A 21,375-nucleotide genomic window follows, 5' to 3' on the forward strand; every position below is an offset into this window, starting at 1 on the left:
AGGTCGTCCATGGCGGAGAGGTGGGGGGACATGGTGGATGAACAAATGGCCGACGGCTGGGAGGGGAGGCCTTCGGCGCGCCCGCTGGACGCGATCGACAAGGACATCCTCCGCATCCTGCAGACGGACGGCCGCGCGTCGATACGCTCGGTGGCCGAGCGGGTCCATGTGTCGCGGGCGAACGCCTACGCCCGGATCAACCGACTGATCGACGACGGGGTGATCCGGGGCTTCAGCGCCCGGGTGAACCACGAAAGGGCGGGGCAGGGCGCGTCGGCGTACATCACGCTGAAGATCGTCCAGAATTCCTGGCGCACGGTGCGCGAGCAGCTCCAGGCGCTGCCGGGGGCCGCCCACATCGCCCTGGTCAGCGGAGATTTCGACGTCCTGCTGCTGGTGCACACACCGGACAACCGCACCCTGCGGGAACTGGTCCTGACCAGGATCCAGTCGATTCCCGAGGTGCTCTCGACCCGCACCCTGCTGGTGTTCGAGGAGACGGACCTGGACCCCGAGCGGGACTAGACCCCGAGCGGGATCAGGCGCTCGGCAGTCCCGCCCGGGCCGGCTCAGAGGGCCGTACGCAGCCCGTCGAAGGCCAGGTGGACGACGGTGTCGGCCACCTGGGCGCGCTCGGCGTCCCCGTCCGGGTGCGGCCGGTACCACTCGACCAGCGAGTTGACCATGCCGAAGAGCAGCCGGGTGGCGAGCCGGATGTCGACATCAGCCCGCAGGTCGCCGTCGGCGACGGCCGCCTTGAGGAGTTCGGCCACCCGGTGGTCGAACTCGCGGCGGCGCTCCATGGCCCAGCGTTCGGTGGTGGTGTTGCCGCGGACGCGCAGCAGCAGCGTGACGTAGGGCAGCTCCGCGATCAGCACCTCGACGGTCCTGCGGGTGACGTACTCGACGCGCTCGACGGCCCGCCCCCGCACCGCACCCGGTTCGTCGAGGATGCCGAACAGGCCGTCGAGGGCGCGGCTGACGGCGCGCCGGAGCAGCTCCTCCTTGCCCGCCACGTGGTGGTAGATCGACGACTTCGAGATCCCCGCCGCCTTGGACAGGTGCTCCATGGAGGTGCCGTCGTAGCCGCGCTCGTTGAAGACCCGGACGGCGACGGAGAGCAGCGTCTCGGGGGTGTACGTGTCGCGCTTGGCGGTTGTCATGGACCTACTCGCTCTTCATCTCGACGTACGTCTGGCGGTAGAGCGCCAGGGAGGGGGCGTAACGGCCGGTGGGCACGCGCGCGTGGAGCTCGTCGAGCAGCTCGTGGGCCCAGCCGTGACCGAGCCTGCGGCCCCACTCGACCGGGCCGAGGGGGTAGTTGACGCCGAGCCGCATCGCCGTGTCGATGTCCTGCTCGGAGGCGACACCCTTGGCGACGGCGTCCGCGGCGAGGTCCACGAGCATCGCGACCGTCCGGGCGACGATCATGCCGGGTACGTCGCCGATGACGCTGACGTTCTTGCCGAGGGCCTGGAACAGGCCGATCGACTCACGCAGCGTCTCCCAGGCCGTGACTTCGGAGGCGGAGAGCGCGACCCGGGTGGCCTTGCGGTAGTCGAGCGCCAGGTCGAAGTAGACGACGTCCCGGAACTCGGCGGAGGTCTGGCCGTCGGCGAGCACGAGCTGCCCGCCGCCGGGCAGCAGGATGCGGGTGCCGCGGTCCTCGTCCTGCTCGTGCACCGTGATGCCGGCCTCGCGGCACAGGGCGACCAGCTCACCGGCCGGGCCGAGATCGCCCTCCACGGTGATGTGGGCGGGCGGCTCGGTCGCCGGAGCGGTGTGCGGCTCGGGAACCTCGGCTCCCTCGGCGTACGAGAACCAGCCCTGGCCCGACTTGCGGCCCAGGCGGCCCGACTCGACCAGCCGCCGCTGGGCGAGGGAGGGGGTGAACTTGGGGTCCTGGTAGAAGGACTCCCACACCGACCGGGTCACGGCCTCGTTCACGTCCTGGCCGATCAGGTCGGTCAGCTCGAAGGGGCCCATCCTGAAGCCGCCGCACTCGCGCAGGACGGCGTCGATGGTGGCGGGGTCGGCGCCGCGCTCCTCGTGGACCCGCAGGGCCTCGGCGTAGAAGGGCCGGGCCAGCCGGTTGACGATGAACCCGGGGGTGTCGGCGCAGCGCACCGGCGTCTTGCCCCAGGCCTTCGCCGTCTCGTACGCGCGCGTGGCGGCCGGCTGGGCCGTGGCGTGGCCGCTGACCACCTCGACGAGCGGGAGCAGCGGGGCCGGGTTGAAGAAGTGCAGGCCCACGAAGCGGTCGGGGACCCGCAGGGGGCCCGCGATGGCGGTCACGGAGAGGGAGGAGGTGTTGGTGGCGAGGAGGCAGTCGTCGGCGACGATCTCCTCCAGGGCCGTGAAGAGCTCCTGCTTGACCTCGAGCCGCTCCACGATCGCCTCGACGACGAGTGCGGCGTCGGCGAGGTCGGTGAGCGCGGCGGCCGGGTGGAGCCGGGCGAGGGCGGCGGACCGGGCGTCCGCGTCCAGCCCGCCCTTCTCGACGAGCCGGTCCAGGCGGCCGGCGATGGCCTCGGCAGCCTGCCGCGCCCGCTCGGGGAGGGCGTCGTAGAGCCGTACGGGATGGCCGGCGACCAGGGCGACCTGGGCGATGCCCTGCCCCATGGTGCCGGTACCGACGACGGCGACGGTACGGCTCTGCTCGATGGCGGTCATATGGATGATCCTCCCCTACCAGTTATCCACAGCTTCTGCGGACCCCCTTGTCCCGACCGATCGTTCGGTTACTCTAGCTCTGACCACCTTTGACTGCCCACCCGTCACACATCACCACCCATTCGTTGGGGAGCGCTTCGCGCGCGACTGATTTGGCTCACCGAGGAGTTGGTCCGTAATGGCCGCCGCTCAGCTGACCACCGACCGCCTGGCCGAGACCCACCGGCCCACGCTGGACCAGGCTCTCGAAACGATCCGTACGCGCGCGTACTGGTCGCCCCATCCGGAGCATCCGAAGGCCTACGGCGAGAACGGCTCGCTGAGCGCCGCCGACGGTCTCGCCGCCTATGAATCGCTGCTGAACAGCCGCTTCGAGCTGGACCAGCCGGGCACGGACGGCTGGACGGGCGGCGAGGTCTCCCCGTACGGCCCGGCGCTGGGCATCGAGTACCCGCACGCGGACATCGAGGTGCTGCTGCCGGCGATGCGCGCGGGCATGGCTGCCTGGCGGGACGCGGGGCCGGAGACACGGGCCCTGGTCTGCGTGGAGATCCTGGCCCGGATCAGTGCCCGCACCCATGAGTTCGCGCACGCGGTCATGCACACCAGCGGCCAGGCGTTCATGATGGCGTTCCAGGCGGGCGGCCCGCACGCCCAGGACCGCGGCCTGGAGGCCGTGGCGTACGCCTACGCCGAGCAGGTCCGCACCCCGCAGGACGCCGGCTGGTCCAAGCCGCAGGGCAAGCGGGACCCCCTGGAGCTGCAGAAGGCGTTCACGCCCGTCGCGCGTGGCATCGCGCTGATGATCGGCTGCAACACCTTCCCGACCTGGAACGGCTACCCGGGCCTGTTCGCCTCCCTCGCCACCGGCAACGCCGTGCTGGTCAAGCCGCACCCGCGGGCGGTGCTTCCGCTGGCGCTGACCGTGCGCGTGGCCCGTGAGGTGCTCGCCGAGGCCGGTTTCGACCCGAACCTGGTCGCGCTGGCCGTCGAGCGGCCCGGTGAGGGCATCGCCAAGACCCTGGCCGTCCGCCCCGAGATCCGGATCATCGACTACACCGGCTCCACCGCCTTCGGCGACTGGCTGGAGGCCAACGCACGCCAGGCGCAGGTCTACACCGAGAAGGCCGGTGTGAACACCGTCGTCGTCGACTCCACCGACGACTACAAGGGGATGCTGTCCAACCTGGCCTTCTCGCTGTCCCTGTACAGCGGCCAGATGTGCACCACCCCGCAGAACCTCCTGATCCCCCGCGAGGGCATCACCACCGAGCAGGGCCCGAAGTCGTACGACGAGGTGGTGGCCGACCTCTCCGCCTCGGTCGCCGGTCTGCTGGGCGACGACGCCCGGGCGAACGCGCTGCTGGGCGCGCTGGTCAACCCGGACGTGAAGACCCGGCTGGAGGCCGCCGCAGCGCTCGGCGAGGTGGCCCTGCCCTCCCGCGAGGTCGCGAACCCCGAGTTCCCGGACGCCGTGGTCCGTACGCCGGTGATCGTCAAGCTGGACGGCGCCAAGCCGGACGACGAGGCGGCGTACATGTCCGAGTGCTTCGGGCCGGTGTCCTTCGCCGTCGCCGTCGACTCGACGGCCGACGCCCTGGAGCTGCTGCGGCGCACGGTGCGCGAGAAGGGGGCGATGACGGTCGGCGCGTACACCACCTCGGCCGACACCGAGCGCGCCGTCGAGGAGGTCTGCCTGGAGGAGTCCGCGCAGCTCTCCCTCAACCTGACGGGCGGGGTCTATGTGAACCAGACGGCCGCGTTCTCCGACTTCCACGGCTCGGGCGGCAACCCGGCCGCCAACGCCGCCCTGTGCGACGGCGCGTTCGTCGCCAACCGCTTCCGAGTGGTGGAGATCCGCCGCCAGGCCTGACGTGCGCCCCCGTGCCCGGGCCGGTTCCTACCGGCCCGGGTCCGGGATGTCGGCGTAGCGCTGCACCCACGCGTGCATGGCGATCGCGGCCGCGGCGCCCGCGTTGATCGACCGGGTGGAGCCGAACTGCGCGATCGAGCAGACCATCGACGCGTGCTTACGGGCCTCCTCGGTGAGGCCCGGCCCCTCCTGGCCGAACAGCAGCACACAGCGGCGCGGCAGCTCGGTCCGCTCCAGCGGCACAGCGCCGGGCAGGTTGTCGATGCCGATGATCGGCAGCCCCTCGGCCGCCGCCCACGCCGTCAGCGACTCGGTGTCGGGGTGGTGGCGCACATGCTGGTAGCGGTCGGTGACCATGGCCCCGCGGCGGTTCCAGCGCCGCCGGCCGACGATGTGGATCTCCTTCGCCAGGAAGGCATTGGCGGTGCGCACGACCGAACCGATGTTGAAGTCGTGGCCCCAGTTCTCCACCGCCACATGGAAATCGTGGCGCCGGGTGTCGAGGTCGGCGACGATCGCCTCCCGCGTCCAGTACCGGTAGCGGTCGACGACATTGCGCCGGTCGCCTCCCGCCAGCAGCTCTGGGTCGTACGGCTCACCGCTCGGCCAGGGCTCAGGATGCGGGCCGACACCGATCTCGATGCCGTAGCCCTCGTCGTACTGGACCGGCTCCTGGCCGATGGACGGGTCCGTGGGGGTCTCGCTGCTCACCTGACGAGGGTAGGGCTACCGCCGTCGCCGTGTGCGGGGGCCTGCTCCTCCCACGGCGCGGGGCGCTCCTCGGGCAGCCGCCTGCCGCGTACGCGCGCGATCAGGCGCTCCCTGCCCTGGCCGGCCCGGGCACCCAGCCAGACCAGGAAGGCGGTCGGCAGGAACACGGCGTCGGCGGAGATCATCGCGAGCGAGAAGAAGGGCAGTCCGAGCAGGAGGGCGATGCCCGCGTGCTCCAGGATCATCGCGACGAGCAGGGCGTTCTTCACCCGCCGGTTGAACAGGGTGAAGGGGAAGGCGACCTGCACGAGCACGGTGCCGTAGGTCAGCAGCATCACGATCAGGCCGCTGGAGGCGAGCACGTCGGACAGGGCGGGCCAGGGGGTGAAGTAGTCGAGCTTGAGCGGGTAGTACAGCGCGGTGCCGTCCTGCCAGCGCGTGCCCTGGATCTTGTACCAGCCGGCCGTCGCGTAGATCAGGCAGACCTCGGCCATGATCACGGCCAGGGTGGCGTTGTGAAGGAGGTTGGCGAGGACGTCGAGCAGCACCCGCGGCTGACCGGGCGCGAAGCGGCACGCCACCCACCACAGCCCCTGAGCCACCCACAGGCCCCACAGCAGCACCAGCAGCCACGTCTCGCCGGTCCGGTCGATGTGGAGCGTCGCGGGCGCCAGGAAGCCGCCGAGGACCACCCAGAGCAGCGGGCCGACCCGGTCCGGCCGGCCCTCGCCCCGGGCGGCACGGCGGGCGTCCAGCGACCAGACCTGCGAGCAGCGGGTCAGCAGCAGGTAGAGGGCGACGAGGTGGACGACGTTGTCGCCGCCGTCGCCCATGAAGATGGACCGATTCTGCAGCGACAGGACACCGGCCATGAAGACGGCGGACGTGGCTCTGGTGCGCCAGCCGAGCATCAGCAGCAGGCTGGAGAGCACGGCGGCGGCGTAGACGATCTCGAACCAGACGGGGCTGTCCGACCACATCAGGACGGTGAACGAGTCGTTGGTGCCGATCAGCTCCCGGGCCATGTCCCAGCCCCAGGGGCTGTCGGGGCCGTAGAGCTCGCTGCGGTGGGGCAGCTCGCGCAGCAGGAAGATCAGCCAGGTCGCGGAGAAGCCGATCCGGACGACGGCGCTCTGGTACGGGCCGAGCGCGGTGGCCGTCACGCGCTGGATGGCGCCGGCGAGCCGCCGGCCGCGCGTCTGCGGCCGGGCGGGCCGGGGGTACGTGCTCACTGGCCGGCCTCCTTGCCGTCGCGTACGCCCGCGGGCAGATCCGCGGCGGTCACCGTCCACCAGGGGACGACCCGCAGGAAGGGGCGGGTGTCGATCTTCTCCTGGCTCCACGGGGGTGCGCTGACCGCGCTGGTCGAGGACCGCAGCTGGATCCGCTCGACCTTGCCGCCGAGGGCGTGCGCGTCCAGGCGCTGCATCACGATACGGCGCAGGTAGCGCTCGGAGAGCCGGCCGCGTAGTCCGTTGGGTTCGTTCTTGTCGTTGTGGCTGTTGACGTAGAAGTCCCAGCCGCGGCGGAGCTCGTTCTGCTCGGTGTGGCTGGGCAGCAGGCTGCCCCGGATCGCCGCGCCGTCCTCGGCGGACAGATCGATCCAGTCGGTGGTCCTGCGGGTGCCGCCGGCTCCGACGACCTCGGCGCGGACCTGGACCGAGATGTTCTGCTGGAGGGGGTTGGGGGCGAACAGCTTCCAGTTCTGCTCGAACTCCGGGTAGACCCAGCCGTCGATCGCCTCGCCGTTCTGCTTGGTCAGCGTGTTCGAGGGCGCGACGTGCAGAAACACCATCGAGACGTGGAAGCAGGCCAGGACCGCGACGACGGCCAGGGCGACGGCCGCGGTGACCTGGTAGGGGAGGGACAGGGCGGCTATCCCGGCCGGTGGGCCGTCGGCCGTTTCCGGCGAGCCGGCAGCTTCACCGCGCTCGCCGCGCCCGCCCTCGTCGTCGTACGCGTCCATCCCGCCCCGATCCCCATCGGCCCACAGCAGTTATCCACAGGGTTGACACCTTACGGGCCGCCGACCCACCATTGAAGTCATTCAACCGAACGATCGGTCGGTAGGGGTCTGCGATGAGGCGGTGGCGGCGGTGACAGCAGTGACGACGGACACGCAGGAAGCCGAGGCACAGGCAGCACACGAAGCGGCGTTCGACGCCGCCGTGGCAGCCGAGGAGCGCATCGAGCCACGCGACTGGATGCCGGACGCCTACCGCGCCTCCCTGGTGCGCCAGATCGCACAGCACGCCCACTCCGAAATCATCGGCATGCAGCCCGAGGCCAACTGGATCACCCGCGCGCCCACCCTGCGCCGCAAGGCGATCCTCATGGCCAAGGTCCAGGACGAGGCCGGACACGGCCTGTACCTGTACAGCGCGGCCGAAACGCTCGGCACCAGCCGCGACGAACTCCTCGACAAGCTGCACGCCGGCCGCCAGAAGTACTCCTCGATCTTCAACTACCCCACGCTGACCTGGGCCGACGTAGGCGCCATCGGCTGGCTCGTGGACGGCGCGGCGATCACCAACCAGGTCCCGCTCTGCCGCTGCTCCTACGGCCCGTACGCCCGCGCGATGGTCCGGATCTGCAAGGAGGAGTCCTTCCACCAGCGGCAGGGCTACGAATCACTGCTCGCCCTGTCCAAGGGGACACCGGAGCAGCACGCGATGGCCCAGGACGCGGTCGACCGCTGGTGGTGGCCCTCGCTGATGATGTTCGGCCCGCCGGACGGCGAATCCGCGCACTCGGCCCAGTCGATGGCCTGGAAGATCAAGCGCCACTCCAACGACGAACTGCGCCAGCGCTTCGTGGACATCTGCGTCCCGCAGGCCCAGGCGCTCGGACTCACCCTCCCCGACCCCGACCTGCGGTGGAACGAGGAGCGGGGGCACTACGACTTCGGCCCGATCGACTGGACCGAATTCTGGGACGTCCTCAAGGGCAACGGGCCCTGTAACGAGCAGCGGCTCGACAGGCGCCGCCAGGCACACGAAGAAGGCGCCTGGGTCAGAGAAGCAGCGGCGGCGTACGCCGCCAAGCACGGGGAGGCACGGGCATGACGACCGACGGTTGGCCGCTGTGGGAGGTCTTCGTACGCTCCCGCCGAGGGCTGTCCCACACCCACGCGGGCAGCCTGCACGCGCCGGACGCGGAGATGGCCCTGCGCAACGCCCGCGACCTCTACACCCGGCGCAACGAAGGCGTCTCCATCTGGGTGGTGCCCTCCACGGCGATCACCGCCTCCTCCCCCGACGAGAAGGACCCCTTCTTCGAGCCGTCGGCGGACAAGCCCTACCGCCACCCGACGTTCTACGAGATCCCGGAGGGGGTGAAGCACCTGTGACCACCGCCCCCACCACCCACGCGGCAGCCCTCGCCCTCGGCGACGACGCCCTCGTGCTCTCCCACCGCCTCGGCGAGTGGGCGGGCAACGCCCCCGTGCTGGAAGAAGAGGTCGCCCTCGCCAACATCGCCCTCGACCTGCTCGGCCAGGCCCGGGTGCTGCTCTCCCTCGTCGGGGACGAGGACGAGCTCGCCTACCTCCGCGAGGAGCGGTCCTTCCGCAACCTCCAGCTGGTCGAACAGCCCAACGGCGACTTCGCCCACACCCTCGCCCGCCAGCTCTACTTCTCCACCTACCAGCGCCTGCTGTACAGAGAGCTCGCCACCGGCGACACCCCGCTGACCGGTCTGGCCGCGAAAGCGGTCAAGGAAGTCGCCTACCACCAGGACCACGCCGAACACTGGACGCTCCGCCTCGGCGACGGCACCCCCGAAAGCCACCGGCGGATGCAGCAGGCCTGCGAGGCCCTGTGGCGCTACACCGGCGAGATGTTCCAGCCCCTCGACGGCCTCGACATCGACTGGCCCCAGCTGGAGGCGGACTGGCTCACCTCCGTCACCGGCGTACTGGAGCGGGCCACGCTGACCGTGCCCGAAGGACCCCGGACGGGCGCCTGGGCGGCCGGCGCGGGACGCCAGGGCCTGCACACCGAACCGTTCGGACGGATGCTCGCCGAAATGCAGCACCTGCACCGCAGCCACCCGGGGGCGACATGGTGACCATGACGCCGCTCGAGGAGGAACTGAGCCGCCTCGCCGGCTCCGTCCCCGACCCCGAGCTGCCCGTCCTCACCCTGGAAGAGCTCGGAGTCCTCCGGGGCGTACAGGTCCTCGGCCCCGGCAAGGTCGAGGTCGCCCTCACCCCCACCTACACCGGCTGCCCCGCCATCGAGGCGATGTCCTCCGACATCGAACAGGTCCTGCACGAACACGGCATCCCCGAGGTGTCCGTGGTCACCGTCCTGTCCCCCGCCTGGTCCACCGACGACATCAGCGACGAAGGCCGCCGCAAGCTCTCCGAGTTCGGCATCGCCCCACCACGCCACCAGAGCGCCGGCGCCCCCGTAGCCCTCACCCTCGCCATCCGCTGCCCCCACTGCGGCTCCACCGACACCGAGCTGCTCAGCAGGTTCTCCTCCACGGCCTGCAAGGCGCTGCGCCGCTGCGCCTCGTGCCTCGAACCGTTCGACCACTTCAAGGAGTTGTAGATGTTCCATTCGCTCCGCGTGAGTGAGGTCGAGCGGCTCACCGACGACTCGGTCGCCGTCACCTTCGAGGTGCCGTCCGAGCTGCGCGACACCTTCCGCCACATCCCCGGCCAGCACCTCGCCCTGCGCCGCGTCGTCGACGGCGAGGAGATCCGGCGCACGTACTCGATCTGCACCCCCGCCGCCCCGGCCGGCGAGGACCCGGCGCTGCGCGTCGGCATCCGGCTCGTGGACGGCGGCGAGTTCTCGACGTTCGCGCTCAAGGAGCTCGCCGTCGGGCACACCGTCGAGGTCATGGAGCCGATGGGACGCTTCGTCCTGGAACCCCGGCCCGGACACTTCGCGGCCGTCGTCGGCGGCAGCGGGATCACGCCCGTGCTGTCGATCGCCGCGACCCTGCTGGCCCGCGAACCGGAGGCCCGGTTCTGTCTCATCCGCAGCGACCGCACCGCCGCGTCGACGATGTTCCTGGACGAGGTCGCCGACCTCAAGGACCGCTTCCCCGACCGGTTCCAGCTGGTCACCGTCCTCTCCCGGGAGGAACAGCAGGCCGGCCTGCCCTCCGGCCGGCTCGACCAGGAACGGCTGACCGCGCTCCTCCCCACGCTGCTGCCGGTCGCCGAGATCGACGGCTGGTTCCTCTGCGGACCCTTCGGACTGGTGCAGGGTGCCGAACGCGCGCTGCGCGGGCTCGGCGTGGCGCGCAGCCGGATCCACCAGGAGATCTTCCACGTGGACGACGGCTCGGCACCCGCCGCGGTGGCGACCATGGCCCCTGAGCACGCCACGGTCACCGCGACCCTGCACGGCCGGTCGGGCACCTGGCCCGTGCCCGAAGGCGACTCGCTCCTGGAGGCGGTGCTGCGGGCCCGTTCGGACGCGCCGTACGCCTGCAAGGGCGGCGTCTGCGGGACCTGCCGGGCGTTCCTCGTGCGCGGCGAGGTCCGGATGGACCGCAACTTCGCCCTGGAGGACGAGGAGACCGACGCCGGATACGTCCTGGCCTGCCAGTCCCATCCGGTCACCCCGGAGGTGGAGTTGGACTTCGACCGCTGACCCCCGGCCCATTCCCTTCCCCTAGAACCTGTTCTATCTTGACGGTCCGTCAGGCACCGGTGGTTCGTGGGAGGAAGGACAGGGCTGTGGACTTCACCTTCACCGAGGAGCAGCAGGCGGCCGTCGAGGCGGCGAAGGCGGTCTTCTCGGGCGTCGCGCCCGACTCCGTACCGAGCCCCGCGCTCACTCCGGGCGCGGTCGCCGAGGAGCACGACCGGCCGCTGTGGGCCCGGCTCGCCGCGGCCGACCTGCTCGGCTTGGTCATCACCCCCGCCCACGGCGGCGCCGGACTCGACCCCATCGCGCTCTGCCTCGTCCTGCGCGAAGCCGCCAAAGCCCTGGCCCGCGTACCGCTCCTGGAACACAGCACCGTCGCCATGACCGTCGAGCGGCACGGCAGCGCCACGCTCAAGGACACCGTCCTCGGCCCCGCCGGCCGCGGCGAACTCGTCCTCACCGCCGCCGCGAACGGCCGCACCGGCCACGACCCCGCCGAACTTGCCGTCACCGCCCGCCAAGACGACCAAGACGGCCACGACTGGGTCCTCGACGGTGTCCAGACCGGCGTCCCCTGGGCCCACAGCGCCGACCTCATCGCCGTGCCCGCCCACACCGCCGACGGCCGCACCGTCCTCGCCCTCGTCCCCCGGGCCGCGCCCGGCCTCACCCTCGCCGACCAGTTCTCCACCAGCGGAGAGCTGCTCGCCGAGGCCCGCCTCGACTCGGTCCGCCTCCAAGGCCACGACGTGATCGACACCGTCGGCGCCTGGGAATGGCTCCGCGAACTGCTCGCCACCGGCACCTGCGCGCTGGCACTCGGCCTCGGCGAAGCGGTCCTCGGCCTGACGAGCCGGTACACCGGAACCCGCGAACAGTTCGGCCACCCCATCGCGACCTTCCAGGCCGTCGCCGTCCAGGCCGCGGACCGCTACATCGACCTGCGCGCCATGGAAGTCACCCTCTGGCAGGCCGCCTGGCGCATCAGCACGGACGCCCCCGGCGCCCTGCCCACCGCCGGCGACATCGCCGTGGCCAAGATCTGGGCATCCGAAGGCGTACGCCGAGTCGTCCAGACCGCGCAGCACCTGCACGGCGGCTTCGGCGCGGACACCGACTACGTCCTGCACCGCTACCACGCCTGGGCCAAGCAGCTGGAACTCTCCCTCGGCCCCGCGGCCGCCCACGAAGAGGCCCTCGGCGACCTGCTGGCCGCCCACCCCCTCGGCTGAGACGCCCGCGGCGCCTACAGGACGTAGGCCTGCTTGCCGTCGGCGGCGACCATCGGGCGCCCGGCGCCCTCCCAGGCCAGCATGCCGCCGTCGATGTTCACGGCGTCGATGCCCTGCTGCACCAGATACTGCGTGACCTGCGCCGAACGGCCGCCCACCCGGCACATCACATGCGCCCGGCGCCCGTCCGCGACAGCCTCGGTCACCTCACCGAAGCGGGCCACGAAGTCGCTCATCGGCACATGCAGGGCCCCCTCGACATGACCGGCCGCCCACTCGTCGTCCTCCCGGACGTCCAGCACCAGCCCGTCGGCCGGCACCGACGCGGCGTCCACGGAGGGCAGGGACGCGAAATTCATGGGATCAGGCCTTCTTCCGTCGTTACGAACCCAGAAAAACTACTGCACCAGCCCGGCCAGCTCGGCCTCCCGCTCGGAGACCTGGGCGAGAAGCTGCTCGGCGATCTCGTCGAGCAGCCGGTCCGGATCGTCCGGCGCCATGCGCAGCATCGCGCCGATGGCGCTCTCCTCCAGCTCACGGGCGACCACCGACAGCAGTTCCTTGCGCTGCGCCAGCCACTCCAGCCGGGCGTACAGCTCCTCGCTCTCGCTGAGCCGCGCCGCCTCGGGCGCTGGCCCGGCCGCCCACTCCTCGGTCAGCTCGCGCAGCAGCTCGGCGTCGCCGCGGCCGTAGGCGGCGTTCACCCGCGTCAGGAACTCCTCACGCCGGGCCTGCTCCTTCTCGTCCCTGGCCAGGTCCGGATGGGCCTTGCGGACCAGGTCGCGGTAGAGCTTGCGGGCCTCCTCGCCGGGCCGCACCCGCTTCGGCGGCCGTACCGGCTGCTCCGTGAGCATCGCCGCGGCCTCCGGCGAGAGCCCGTCGGCGTCCATCCACTCGTGGAAGAGCTCGTCCACGCCGGGCATCGGCAGCACCATCGCCCGCGCCTCCTGCGCCTTGCGCAGGTCCTCCGGGTCCCCGGTGCGGGCCGCCCGGGCCTCCGCGATCAGCGCGTCCAGCTCGTCGAGGCGGGTGTACATCGGGCCGAGCTTCTGGTGGTGCAGCCGGGAGAAGTTCTCCACCTCGACCCGGAAGGTCTCCACCGCGATCTCGAACTCGATCAAGGCCTGCTCCGCCACGCGCACAGCCTTCTCCAGGCGCGCCTCGGGCCGCTCATCCGCCTGGCCGCTGTCGATCACGGGTTCGTTCACGTCATCGCTCCGGGTCGTCACCGAACCAGCGTACGGGCCTCCCCGGGGGACGGGGGCCCGCCCCCGCCCCCCTCCCTCCCCCTCCCCCTTTTTTCGTCCCCCTCCCCCTGCTCCCCCCAGGCCTCGTTTTCGGCGTCAGACGCCCAGTTCCGCGGCGATGCGGCCGGTTCTGACCGCGGTGACGAGGTGCGTGTGGTCGGATTCGGTGCGGTCGGCGTAGGCGACGGCGAAGGTGGCGATCGCCTCGTCGAGCTCGTCGTTCTTGCCGCAGTAGCCGGCGATGAGGCGCGGGTCTGCGCTGTGGGCGTGTGCGCGGGCCAGCAGGGCGCCGGTCATGCGGCCGTAGTCGTCGACCTGGTCGGCTGCGAGGGCGGCGGGATCCACGCTGCCCTTGCGGTTGCGGAACTGGCGGACCTGGAAGGGTCTGCCTTGGACGGTCGTCCAGCCGAGCAGGATGTCGCTGACGACCTGCATCCGCTTCTGGCCGTGCACGACGCGCCGTCCCTCGTGGCCGGCGTCGGGTATCGGGAACCCGGCGGCCGCCAGGTGGGGCAGCAGGGCGGTGGGGCGGGCCTCTTTGACCTGGAGGACCAGTGGTTCTCCGCGGTGGTCGAGGAGGAGCACCACGTAGGACCTGGTGCCGACGCTTCCGGTGCCGACGACGCGGAAGGCGATGTCGTGGATCGTGTAGCGGGCGAGCAGCGGCAGTCGGTCTTCCGGCAGGGTCGTCAGGTATTCGCCGAGGGACGCGGCGACGGCGGCGGCTTCGGCGTCCGGTACGCGCCGCAGGACGGGCGGGGCGTCGACGAAGCGTCGGCCGGTGGCGCCGTCGGGGCCGGTGACGGCCTCGGTGGATCGTGCGGCGAACCGGGCGCTGGTGTTCTGCCGGGCTTTCTGCGAGACCCGTTCGAGGGTGCCGAGGAGGTCCCGGGCGTCGGTGTGGGAGACGAGTTCCTCGTCGGCGATGGCGTTCCAGGCGTCGACCACGGGCAGTCTGGCGAGCAGCCGCATGGTGCGCCGGTAGGCGCCCGCCACGTCGAAGGCGGCGGCCCGGCAGGTGTCCTCGTCGGCGCCCGCTTCCCGGCCGGCGAGGACGAGGGAGGTGGCGAGCCGCTTGAGGTCCCATTCCCAGGGGCCGAAGACGGTTTCGTCGAAGTCGTTGAGGTCGATGACGAGCCGGCCGCGGGCGTCTCCGTAGAGGCCGAAGTTGGCCGCGTGGGCGTCGCCGCATATCTGGGCGCCTATGCCGGTGACGGGGGAGCCTGTGAGGTCGTGGGCCATGAGTCCGGCGGAGCCGCGCAGGAACGCGAAGGGGGTGGCGGCCATTCGGCCGACCCTGATCGGGGCGAGTTCCGGGACGCGGTCCCGGCTGGATTCCTCGACGGCCCGGACGGCGTCCGGCCGGTCTGCGGGGAGGACGAGTTCGGCGTGTGAGGTGCGGGTGATCCGGTCCCGGAGGGCCTTGCCGCGTTCCTTGGGGGAGTCCGACGCTCCTGGCGGGGTGCGCCGTGCGAATCCGGCCACTGCCGGGATGCGCTCGGTGTCCGTTCGCTGTGCCGGTACCGCTGCCAGTGCCTCGCCCATGGGACCCCCCGTGACCTCGATCAACATCGACTGCCCTGACGGTACAGCCGGGGGGCCGAGGCCGTCTGCCCCTGTGGACAACGGGAGGATCCGGTCGGAAAATCGGGGCGCGCCTTGTGGAAAACTCGGCCGTTTTCCTGGTTGACCTGGGTCTTGCGCTCACCGGAGACCACCCTCACGGCCCGGTGCGCCGCCTCTCTACCGGCTCTACCGGCCTTCGTCGCGTACGACCCCGGCGTCCCGCGCCAGCAGCGCGGCCTGGACCCGGTTCTCGCAGCCCAGCTTCGCGAGGATCCGGCTCACATACGTCTTCACCGTGGCCTCGCTCATGTGGAGCCGTTTTCCGGCGTCCGCGTTCGACAGCCCTTCGCCGAGCACGGCGAGCACGTCCCGTTCGCGCTCGCTCAGCCCCGCCACCCGGGACCGGGCCTCCTCGCTGCGGGCGGCGGCGCGGCCGGAGGCCAGCTGCTCGACCACGTGCCGGGTCGCGGCGGGCGAGAGGTACGCGTCGCCCGCGGCCGTGGCCCGGACCGCGCCGATCAGCTCGGCCGGCGCCGTGTCCTTCAGCAGGAACCCGGCTCCGCCGTGCTCCAGCGCCCGCAGGACGTTCTCCCGCTCACCGAAGGTGGTCAGCACGATGACCCGGGCGTCCGGGACCGCCCTGCGCAGCTCCGGCAGGGCGGACAGCCCGTCGAGGACCGGCATCTGGATGTCGAGCAGCACCACGTCCGCCGCGTGGGCGCGGGCCTGTTCGACGGCCTCCCGGCCGTTCGCCGCCTCCGCGACCACCTCGATCTGCGGATCCGAGGTGAGGATCATCCGGATCCCGGCCCTGATCAGGGGCTCGTCGTCGGCGATCACGACTCTGATGCGCGGCCCTGCCACACCTACCCCCAACACCTACCGGTAACGGCGGGCCGGAGGCAGCGGCGGCCCCCCGGCCGCCGCTGCTTCCGACCTCAGCGCCTGACGTCGTACGACTTCTTCTCGATCAGCTTGCCGTCCTTGAAGCAGAACCGGAAAACCGGCTCCGTCTCGAAGGTGTCCGTGGTGGCCGAGGACATCAGCACCAGGCACTGCGACCCCTCCGGCTCCTTGGGTCCCTTGGAGCTCAGCCCGCTGGTCCAGATGGTGTCCCCGCTGGGCAGCCGGTCGCGCGCCTCGCTCTCGGCCGTGCCGACCGATATCGCCTCGTACTCCTTGGGATCGATCATGCCCTTGTTCATCGAACCCATCAGGAAGTAGATGCCGAACCCGCCGGCCACCATCAGCAGCACCAGCGCCGCGAACGCGATTCCGCATCCGATCGCCACGCCCTCGCCCCGGGTCCTTCCCCCGCGAATCGCCATCGCCAACTCCCGCTCCGTGATCGTCCAGTCCAAGCCAGGACCGCCCGCGCCCGGGCTCCAGTCCATGACGGGACCGGCCGCGCCGGGGCCGCCGCCCTTGGCACGACCACGGTCGCGGAGCGGGCGGGTCCGTGACTGCTGCCGGAAGTCGTCGGCCGCATCGACCAAAGGCGCGGCCTCGGCCCGGGACGCGGCCTCCACGACCCCGTACGGCAGGACGCCGGCGACCCGGAAGCCGCCGCCCGGCACAGGTCCGGCGTGGACCATGCCGCCGACGAGCCGGGCCCGCTCGTGCAGCCCGGTCAGGCCCTGGCCGCCGCTGACGACGTCTCCTGGGCTGCCCGAGGGGGCCGCGTTGACGACCTCGACGACGAAGGAGTCCGGTTCGTAGCGCAGCTCGACGCTGATCCGCGCCCCCGGAGCGTGTTTGTAGGCGTTGGTCAGCGCCTCCTGGGCGATCCGGTACGCGGCGTGGTCGGCGGCGGCGGCGAGCGGCCGGGGTTCACCGCTGCGGCGCAGCTCCACCCCGTGCCCGGCGACCCGGGCGGCGTGGGCGAGGCCGTCTATGCCGGCGATCCCGCGGGCGGCCCTGGCCGCCTCGTCGGCGGCGCCGGCCCCGGCGGGGTGGGGGGCCTCGACGCCGTCGCGGAGGATGCCGACGACCTCGCGCAGTTCGTGCATGGCGGTCACCGAGGCGTTGCGGAGCACGCCGACCGCGGTGCGCTGGCGCTCGGTCAGTTCTGGGTCGACCTCCAGGGCGCCGGTGTGGACGGAGATGAGGGCGAGTTGGTGGCCGAGGCTGTCGTGCATGTCCTGGGCGATCCGCTGCCGTTCGCGGAGCCGTACCTGCCCCTCCACCATCGCGCGTTCGCGCAGGAGTTGGGCGTTGCGCTCCTGGAGGGTGTGCAGGAGGGTCCGGCGCTGGGTCCAGTAGCGGCTCGCCAGGCCGGGTACGACGGTCGTCGCCAGGAAGTACAGGGCGTTGAGGAAGGCCAGGGTGAGGGCTTGGTTACGGTCCCAGGAGTGGACGAGGCTCACGCTGAGGAAGAGGGCGAACGAGGCGGTGAACGCGCCGAGTGCGCGTCCCGCGCCCGCGATGAACCGCCCGGACGACCAGCCGACGAGGATCAGCAGCATCGAGAAGCCGCCCAGGGGCGGCGTGAGCGCCCCGGTGATCACCAGTACGGTCGCGGGCAGTCGGCGTCGTAGCAGGGAGAGCACGGCGGCGGCCAGGGCGACGGCGGCCGGGCGCCATCCCTCGCCGCCGCTGATGTCTTCGATCCCGGCCGCGAGCAGCCCGATGAGGACGGCGAGTACCGCCTCCCCCGCGGTCTGCCGCCGCGACCACAGTTCGGGCGCCGCGAGCCACTGCCATGCGGCCCTGATCTTCGATGACACGTCCACGCTCGCACCCTAGGCAGCCGGCCGCCCGGGCTGCGGTCCTCTTTCGTCTCGTCCCGGTGCGACGAAGGTCGCGACCGGCGCACCGATCCGCGAAGTGAAGCAAGCCGCCCCGATGGCCCCCGATGGTCGCGGTGCACAACGCGGAAGCCCCGTAGGTCGATGACCTACGGGGCTTCCGTCTGGTGCGCGAGGGGGGAGTTGAACCCCCACGCCCTTGCGGGCACTGGAACCTGAATCCAGCGCGTCTGCCTATTCCGCCACCCGCGCATTGGGTGTGTCGTGTGGTTCCCGCATCTTTTCGCTGCGTTCGCCTGGCGACATCAGAAGATTAGCACGCTGCCGAGGGTGGATTCACATCCGTTGTTTCGGGCCCCCTCCCGGGGTGCAGCAGAACAGAGGAGAGTCGAGATCCCGGGAGGCACCGAAGGAACACCGCGGAAGTGAGTGAATGGGGAGGGGAAGGGGAGGGCCCGAGGAGAGCCGACGCCCCCGCTCCTCCAGACCTGACCCCGGGTGCGGGACACTGTCAGGAGGCCGCCTCTACGATCCGTGTGAGAGGTGACACTCGTCCACAGGGCAGAGAAGGGGAACCAGCCGATTTCCCGACGCGTGGATACGATCAGTAAGCAGTACCAGGACGGCAACGACGGAGGAGGTGCCCCATGGGAGTCATGAAGCGTTTCGAGCAGCGTCTCGAAGGTCTGGTCAACGGCACCTTCGCCAAGGTCTTCAAGTCCGAGGTCCAGCCGGTCGAGATCGCGGGCGCCCTCCAGCGTGAGTGCGACAACAACGCCACGATCTGGAACCGTGAGCGGACCGTTGTCCCCAACGACTTCATCGTGGAGCTGAGCGCTCCTGACTACGAGCGCCTGAGCCCGTACTCGGGCCAGCTCGGCGACGAGCTGTCGGGCCTGGTCCGCGACTACGCGAAGCAGCAGCGCTACACCTTCATGGGCCCGATCAAGGTCCATCTGGAGAAGGCCGACGACCTCGACACCGGTCTGTACCGGGTGCGCAGCCGTACGCTCGCGTCGAGTACGTCACAGCCGCAGGCGCCCGACCGCGCTCCGGCCGGTCCGGCGGCGCCGCACGGCCCGCAGCCGGGCCGTCCGGGCGGCTACGGCTATCCGCCGGCCGCGGCTCCGCCGATGCCTTCCGCGCCGCCTCCGGGCGCGCACCGTCCCGGCCAGGCGCCCGGCGCCGGCCGTCCTGGTGCGGTCTCCGGCGGGCAGGTGCGTCGCTGGATCGAGATCAATGGCACACGCCACCAGATCTCCCGCCCGACGCTGGTGCTGGGTCGCAGCACCGACGCCGATGTGCGGATCGACGACCCCGGCGTCTCGCGCCGGCACTGTGAGATCCGGACCGGAACGCCCTCGACGATCCAGGATCTCGGGTCCACCAACGGCATCGTGGTGGACGGGCAGCACACCACCCGCGCTACGCTCCGCGACGGCTCGCGGATCGTCGTGGGCAGCACCACCATCGTTTACCGGCAAGCCGAAGGGTGAAGCGGGGGCAATGTCAGAGCTGACCCTGACGGTCATGCGGTTGGGTTTCCTGGCCGTTCTGTGGCTGTTCGTTATTGTGGCCGTCCAGGTCATTCGCAGCGACCTGTTCGGCACACGTGTCACGCAGCGCGGTTCGCGCCGCCAGGACACGCGGCCGCAGCAGAACGCGCGCCAGGCGGCGCCCGCCACACCCCCGCAGCAGCGGGGGCAGCAGGGCGGTGGGCGGCAGCGCCGTGGTGCGCCGACCAAGCTGGTCGTGTCGGAGGGGACCCTCACGGGTACGACGGTGGCGCTGCAGGGGCAGACCATCACCCTGGGCCGGGCGCACGACTCCACGATCGTGCTGGACGACGACTACGCCTCCAGCCGGCATGCCAGGATCTACCCGGACCGTGACGGCCAGTGGATCGTCGAGGATCTCGGGTCCACCAACGGCACGTATCTCGACCGGACCCGGCTCACCACCCCGACCCCGATTCCGCTGGGCGCGCCGATCCGCATCGGCAAGACCGTCATCGAGCTGCGGAAGTAGTGCTACGTCATGAATGAGTGCGAGCGGAGCGAGCGAGCCGCGGCGGTCCCCACAGCGGACCGACCGGCCCTGGCGGCGGGCCTGCGGGTGCCGGCGGCGGGCCTGAGCGGGCTCCCGACCGGAGGGTGGGCAGTGTGGCTCGAGACCGGTTGTACCCGGACCCGACTGGCGAGGTGCGCATGAGTCTGTCCCTGCGCTTCGCCGCCGGTTCGCACAAGGGCATGATCCGTGAGGGCAATGAGGACTCGGGTTACGCGGGTCCGCGTCTGCTGGCCATCGCCGACGGCATGGGCGGCCAGGCCGCCGGTGAGGTGGCCTCGTCCGAGGTGATCTCGACGCTGGTCACGTTGGACGACGACGTGCCCGGCTCGGACATCCTCACGTCGCTCGGTTCGGCTGTGCAGCGCGCCAACGACCAGCTGCGGATGATGGTCGAGGAGGACCGTCAGCTGGAGGGCATGGGCACGACGCTCACGGCGCTCCTGTGGACGGGCCAGCGGCTGGGTCTGGTGCATGTCGGCGACTCGCGTGCGTATCTGCTGCGGGACGGTGTCCTGACGCAGATCACGCAGGACCACACCTGGGTGCAGCGGCTTGTCGACGAGGGCCGGATCACCGAGGAGGAGGCCACCACGCATCCGCAGCGTTCGCTGCTGATGCGCGCGCTGGGCAGTGGTGATCATGTCGAGCCGGATCTGTCGATCCGTGAGGTCCGTGCCGGTGACCGGTACTTGATCTGTTCGGACGGTCTGTCGGGGGTGGTGTCCCATCAGACGATGGAGGACACCCTGGCCAGCTACCAGGGCCCGCAGGAGACCGTCCAGGATCTGATCCAGCTGGCGTTGCGCGGCGGCGGCCCCGACAACATCACGGTGATCGTGGCCGATGTCCTCGACGTCGACGGCGGTGACACGCTCGCCGGGCAGCTGAACGACACCCCGGTCATCGTGGGCGCGGTCGCCGAGAACCAGGCGCAGCTGAACGACGGCGGGGCGATGCAGACTCCGGCGGGCCGGGCGTCCGGCCTTGGCCGGCAGGCGCCGCAGCCGCCGGCGGGCGGGTTCGGTCCGCCCGGCAGCGGGGACGACGTGGGCTACGGCGGGATGCCGCCGCAGGGCGCGTTCGGCGCGTACGCGGACGACGACTTCGTGAAGCCGCGTACCGGCCGCAAGTGGCTGAAGCGGTCCTTCTTCACGGTGCTGGCGCTGGCTGTGGTCGGCGGCGGTCTGTACGGCGGCTACCGCTGGACGCAGACGCAGTACTACGTCGGCGCGAATGACGATCATGTCGCGCTGTACCGGGGCATCAGCCAGGATCTCGCGTGGGTCTCGCTCTCGAAGGTCGAGAAGGATCATCCCGAGATCGAACTCAAGTACCTGCCGCCCTACCAGAAGAAGCAGGTCGAGGACACGATCACGGGCGGCAGCCTCTCCAGGGCGCAGGCCAAGATCGATGAGCTGGCCTCGCAGGCGACGGCCTGCAAGAAGGACGAGCAGCGCCGGGCGGCCGCCGACAAGGCGACCCCGCCGCCGCCGACGGACGGCGACGCCGCCCCGGCGAACGGCACGAAGCCGACCGACCCCAAGCCCACCGCAGCCGCTCCCTCTCCGGGCCCCACCCTCTCGGAGGAGGAGCAGAAGCTGGCCTCGAACTGCGGCAAGCAGTAAGGACCCGTAGGGGGGCCTTTCA

General features: G+C 71.2%; 21 protein-coding genes and 1 tRNA gene. 11 read left to right on the forward strand and 11 right to left on the reverse strand.

What is annotated here, in order from left to right; translation table 11 throughout:
* The first annotated feature begins 45 nt into the window (after window positions 1-45).
* Window positions 46-525, forward strand: coding sequence for an Lrp/AsnC family transcriptional regulator (locus IEZ01_RS05945; protein ID WP_019887924.1), 480 nt, complete (start codon window positions 46-48; stop codon window positions 523-525).
* 44 nt (window positions 526-569) lie between these two features.
* On the opposite strand, the gene IEZ01_RS05950 is transcribed toward IEZ01_RS05945, so the two are convergent.
* Together IEZ01_RS05950 and IEZ01_RS05955 are read right to left on the reverse strand one after the other, a co-directional pair.
* The gene (locus tag IEZ01_RS05950) at window positions 570-1,163 is read right to left on the reverse strand and encodes a TetR/AcrR family transcriptional regulator (protein WP_019887922.1); all 594 of its coding nucleotides are present in this window, start codon (window positions 1,161-1,163) and stop codon (window positions 570-572) included.
* 4 nt (window positions 1,164-1,167) lie between these two features.
* The gene (locus tag IEZ01_RS05955; RefSeq protein ID WP_189200321.1) at window positions 1,168-2,673 is read right to left on the reverse strand and encodes a 3-hydroxyacyl-CoA dehydrogenase; all 1,506 of its coding nucleotides are present in this window, start codon (window positions 2,671-2,673) and stop codon (window positions 1,168-1,170) included.
* Between the two features lie 178 nt (window positions 2,674-2,851).
* On the opposite strand from IEZ01_RS05955, the gene paaN reads away from it, so the two are divergent.
* On the forward strand, window positions 2,852-4,546 hold the full coding sequence (gene paaN / locus IEZ01_RS05960) for a phenylacetic acid degradation protein PaaN (RefSeq protein ID WP_019887919.1): 1,695 nt from the start codon (window positions 2,852-2,854) through the stop codon (window positions 4,544-4,546).
* A 27-nt stretch (window positions 4,547-4,573) separates the two neighbouring features.
* Here the strand turns inward: paaN and IEZ01_RS05965 are convergent, their stop codons facing one another.
* From IEZ01_RS05965 to IEZ01_RS05975, 3 genes are read right to left on the reverse strand one after another with little or no spacing between them, the layout of a single operon-like run.
* Window positions 4,574-5,257: a TrmH family RNA methyltransferase gene (locus tag IEZ01_RS05965; RefSeq protein WP_019887918.1), complete on the reverse strand. Its 684-nt coding sequence runs from the start codon at window positions 5,255-5,257 to the stop codon at window positions 4,574-4,576.
* A complete protein-coding gene (locus IEZ01_RS05970; RefSeq protein WP_189200323.1) occupies window positions 5,254-6,489 on the reverse strand; it encodes an HTTM domain-containing protein in 1,236 nt (411 codons plus the stop codon). Before IEZ01_RS05970 ends, IEZ01_RS05965 begins: the two co-directional genes overlap by 4 nt.
* Entirely contained in the window at window positions 6,486-7,223 is a 738-nt protein-coding gene (locus IEZ01_RS05975) for a DUF5819 family protein (RefSeq protein WP_189200325.1), read from the reverse strand. The genes IEZ01_RS05970 and IEZ01_RS05975 overlap by 4 nt, the downstream gene beginning before the upstream one ends.
* Window positions 7,224-7,353: 130 nt before the next feature.
* Here IEZ01_RS05975 and paaA point away from each other — a divergent pair, with 130 nt between their 5' ends.
* The 6 genes from paaA (at window position 7,354) to IEZ01_RS06005 (ending at window position 12,098) form a co-directional block, all read left to right on the forward strand.
* Window positions 7,354-8,322, forward strand: a complete 969-nt coding sequence (paaA, locus tag IEZ01_RS05980; protein ID WP_373287569.1) for a 1,2-phenylacetyl-CoA epoxidase subunit PaaA — start codon at window positions 7,354-7,356, stop codon at window positions 8,320-8,322.
* The gene (gene paaB / locus IEZ01_RS05985; RefSeq protein WP_019887914.1) at window positions 8,319-8,606 is read left to right on the forward strand and encodes a 1,2-phenylacetyl-CoA epoxidase subunit PaaB; all 288 of its coding nucleotides are present in this window, start codon (window positions 8,319-8,321) and stop codon (window positions 8,604-8,606) included. Before paaA ends, paaB begins: the two co-directional genes overlap by 4 nt.
* The gene (gene paaC, locus IEZ01_RS05990; protein WP_019887912.1) at window positions 8,603-9,325 is read left to right on the forward strand and encodes a 1,2-phenylacetyl-CoA epoxidase subunit PaaC; all 723 of its coding nucleotides are present in this window, start codon (window positions 8,603-8,605) and stop codon (window positions 9,323-9,325) included. Before paaB ends, paaC begins: the two co-directional genes overlap by 4 nt.
* Window positions 9,319-9,813 carry a 1,2-phenylacetyl-CoA epoxidase subunit PaaD gene (paaD, locus tag IEZ01_RS05995; protein WP_019887911.1) on the forward strand — a complete coding sequence of 165 codons (495 nt, stop codon included), beginning with the start codon at window positions 9,319-9,321 and terminating at the stop codon, window positions 9,811-9,813. The genes paaC and paaD overlap by 7 nt, the downstream gene beginning before the upstream one ends.
* Window positions 9,814-10,869, forward strand: coding sequence for a 1,2-phenylacetyl-CoA epoxidase subunit PaaE (gene paaE / locus IEZ01_RS06000; RefSeq protein ID WP_019887910.1), 1,056 nt, complete (start codon window positions 9,814-9,816; stop codon window positions 10,867-10,869).
* 86 nt (window positions 10,870-10,955) lie between these two features.
* The gene (locus IEZ01_RS06005) at window positions 10,956-12,098 is read left to right on the forward strand and encodes an acyl-CoA dehydrogenase family protein (protein ID WP_019887909.1); all 1,143 of its coding nucleotides are present in this window, start codon (window positions 10,956-10,958) and stop codon (window positions 12,096-12,098) included.
* Window positions 12,099-12,112: 14 nt separating this feature from the next.
* Here the strand turns inward: IEZ01_RS06005 and IEZ01_RS06010 are convergent, their stop codons facing one another.
* The 6 genes from IEZ01_RS06010 to IEZ01_RS06035 form a co-directional block, all read right to left on the reverse strand.
* Complete coding sequence (locus IEZ01_RS06010; protein ID WP_019887908.1) at window positions 12,113-12,457, reverse strand: rhodanese-like domain-containing protein; 345 nt, start codon at window positions 12,455-12,457, stop codon at window positions 12,113-12,115.
* 39 nt (window positions 12,458-12,496) lie between these two features.
* Entirely contained in the window at window positions 12,497-13,327 is an 831-nt protein-coding gene (locus tag IEZ01_RS06015; protein WP_373287570.1) for a J domain-containing protein, read from the reverse strand.
* Between the two features lie 114 nt (window positions 13,328-13,441).
* Window positions 13,442-14,890, reverse strand: a complete 1,449-nt coding sequence (locus IEZ01_RS06020; RefSeq protein ID WP_189200328.1) for a DUF2252 domain-containing protein — start codon at window positions 14,888-14,890, stop codon at window positions 13,442-13,444.
* 207 nt (window positions 14,891-15,097) lie between these two features.
* Window positions 15,098-15,775 carry a response regulator gene (locus tag IEZ01_RS06025; RefSeq protein WP_028797752.1) on the reverse strand — a complete coding sequence of 226 codons (678 nt, stop codon included), beginning with the start codon at window positions 15,773-15,775 and terminating at the stop codon, window positions 15,098-15,100.
* A 74-nt stretch (window positions 15,776-15,849) separates the two neighbouring features.
* Window positions 15,850-17,643 carry a sensor histidine kinase gene (locus IEZ01_RS06030; RefSeq protein ID WP_189200330.1) on the reverse strand — a complete coding sequence of 598 codons (1,794 nt, stop codon included), beginning with the start codon at window positions 17,641-17,643 and terminating at the stop codon, window positions 15,850-15,852.
* Window positions 17,644-17,823: 180 nt separating this feature from the next.
* Window positions 17,824-17,910: transfer RNA gene (locus tag IEZ01_RS06035), tRNA-Leu, on the reverse strand.
* A gap of 395 nt (window positions 17,911-18,305) precedes the next feature.
* Between IEZ01_RS06035 and IEZ01_RS06040 the strand changes: the two genes are divergently transcribed.
* The 3 genes from IEZ01_RS06040 (at window position 18,306) to IEZ01_RS06050 (ending at window position 21,353) form a co-directional block, all read left to right on the forward strand.
* The gene (locus IEZ01_RS06040) at window positions 18,306-19,154 is read left to right on the forward strand and encodes an FHA domain-containing protein (protein ID WP_019887899.1); all 849 of its coding nucleotides are present in this window, start codon (window positions 18,306-18,308) and stop codon (window positions 19,152-19,154) included.
* A 10-nt stretch (window positions 19,155-19,164) separates the two neighbouring features.
* Window positions 19,165-19,686 carry an FHA domain-containing protein FhaB/FipA gene (locus IEZ01_RS06045; RefSeq protein WP_019887898.1) on the forward strand — a complete coding sequence of 174 codons (522 nt, stop codon included), beginning with the start codon at window positions 19,165-19,167 and terminating at the stop codon, window positions 19,684-19,686.
* 179 nt (window positions 19,687-19,865) lie between these two features.
* The gene (locus IEZ01_RS06050) at window positions 19,866-21,353 is read left to right on the forward strand and encodes a Stp1/IreP family PP2C-type Ser/Thr phosphatase (RefSeq protein WP_189200332.1); all 1,488 of its coding nucleotides are present in this window, start codon (window positions 19,866-19,868) and stop codon (window positions 21,351-21,353) included.
* The last annotated feature ends 22 nt before the right edge of the window (window positions 21,354-21,375 follow it).

It is taken from the genome of Streptomyces purpureus (genome assembly GCF_014648195.1).
Lineage (GTDB): Bacteria > Actinomycetota > Actinomycetes > Streptomycetales > Streptomycetaceae > Streptomyces > Streptomyces purpureus.

Bases quoted from the DNA above. Each gene is read 5' to 3' on its own strand.
- IEZ01_RS05945 (WP_019887924.1), top strand. From the start codon at position 46: ATGGCCGACGGCTGGGAGGGGAGGCCTTCGGCGCGCCCGCTGGACGCG.
- IEZ01_RS05950 (WP_019887922.1), bottom strand. From the start codon at position 1,163: ATGACAACCGCCAAGCGCGACACGTACACCCCCGAGACGCTGCTCTCC.
- IEZ01_RS05955 (WP_189200321.1), bottom strand. From the start codon at position 2,673: ATGACCGCCATCGAGCAGAGCCGTACCGTCGCCGTCGTCGGTACCGGC.
- paaN (WP_019887919.1), top strand. From the start codon at position 2,852: ATGGCCGCCGCTCAGCTGACCACCGACCGCCTGGCCGAGACCCACCGG.
- IEZ01_RS05975 (WP_189200325.1), bottom strand. From the start codon at position 7,223: ATGGACGCGTACGACGACGAGGGCGGGCGCGGCGAGCGCGGTGAAGCT.
- paaB (WP_019887914.1), top strand. From the start codon at position 8,319: ATGACGACCGACGGTTGGCCGCTGTGGGAGGTCTTCGTACGCTCCCGC.
- paaD (WP_019887911.1), top strand. From the start codon at position 9,319: ATGGTGACCATGACGCCGCTCGAGGAGGAACTGAGCCGCCTCGCCGGC.
- paaE (WP_019887910.1), top strand. From the start codon at position 9,814: ATGTTCCATTCGCTCCGCGTGAGTGAGGTCGAGCGGCTCACCGACGAC.
- IEZ01_RS06010 (WP_019887908.1), bottom strand. From the start codon at position 12,457: ATGAATTTCGCGTCCCTGCCCTCCGTGGACGCCGCGTCGGTGCCGGCC.
- IEZ01_RS06020 (WP_189200328.1), bottom strand. From the start codon at position 14,890: ATGGGCGAGGCACTGGCAGCGGTACCGGCACAGCGAACGGACACCGAG.
- IEZ01_RS06040 (WP_019887899.1), top strand. From the start codon at position 18,306: ATGGGAGTCATGAAGCGTTTCGAGCAGCGTCTCGAAGGTCTGGTCAAC.
- IEZ01_RS06045 (WP_019887898.1), top strand. From the start codon at position 19,165: ATGTCAGAGCTGACCCTGACGGTCATGCGGTTGGGTTTCCTGGCCGTT.
- IEZ01_RS06050 (WP_189200332.1), top strand. From the start codon at position 19,866: ATGAGTCTGTCCCTGCGCTTCGCCGCCGGTTCGCACAAGGGCATGATC.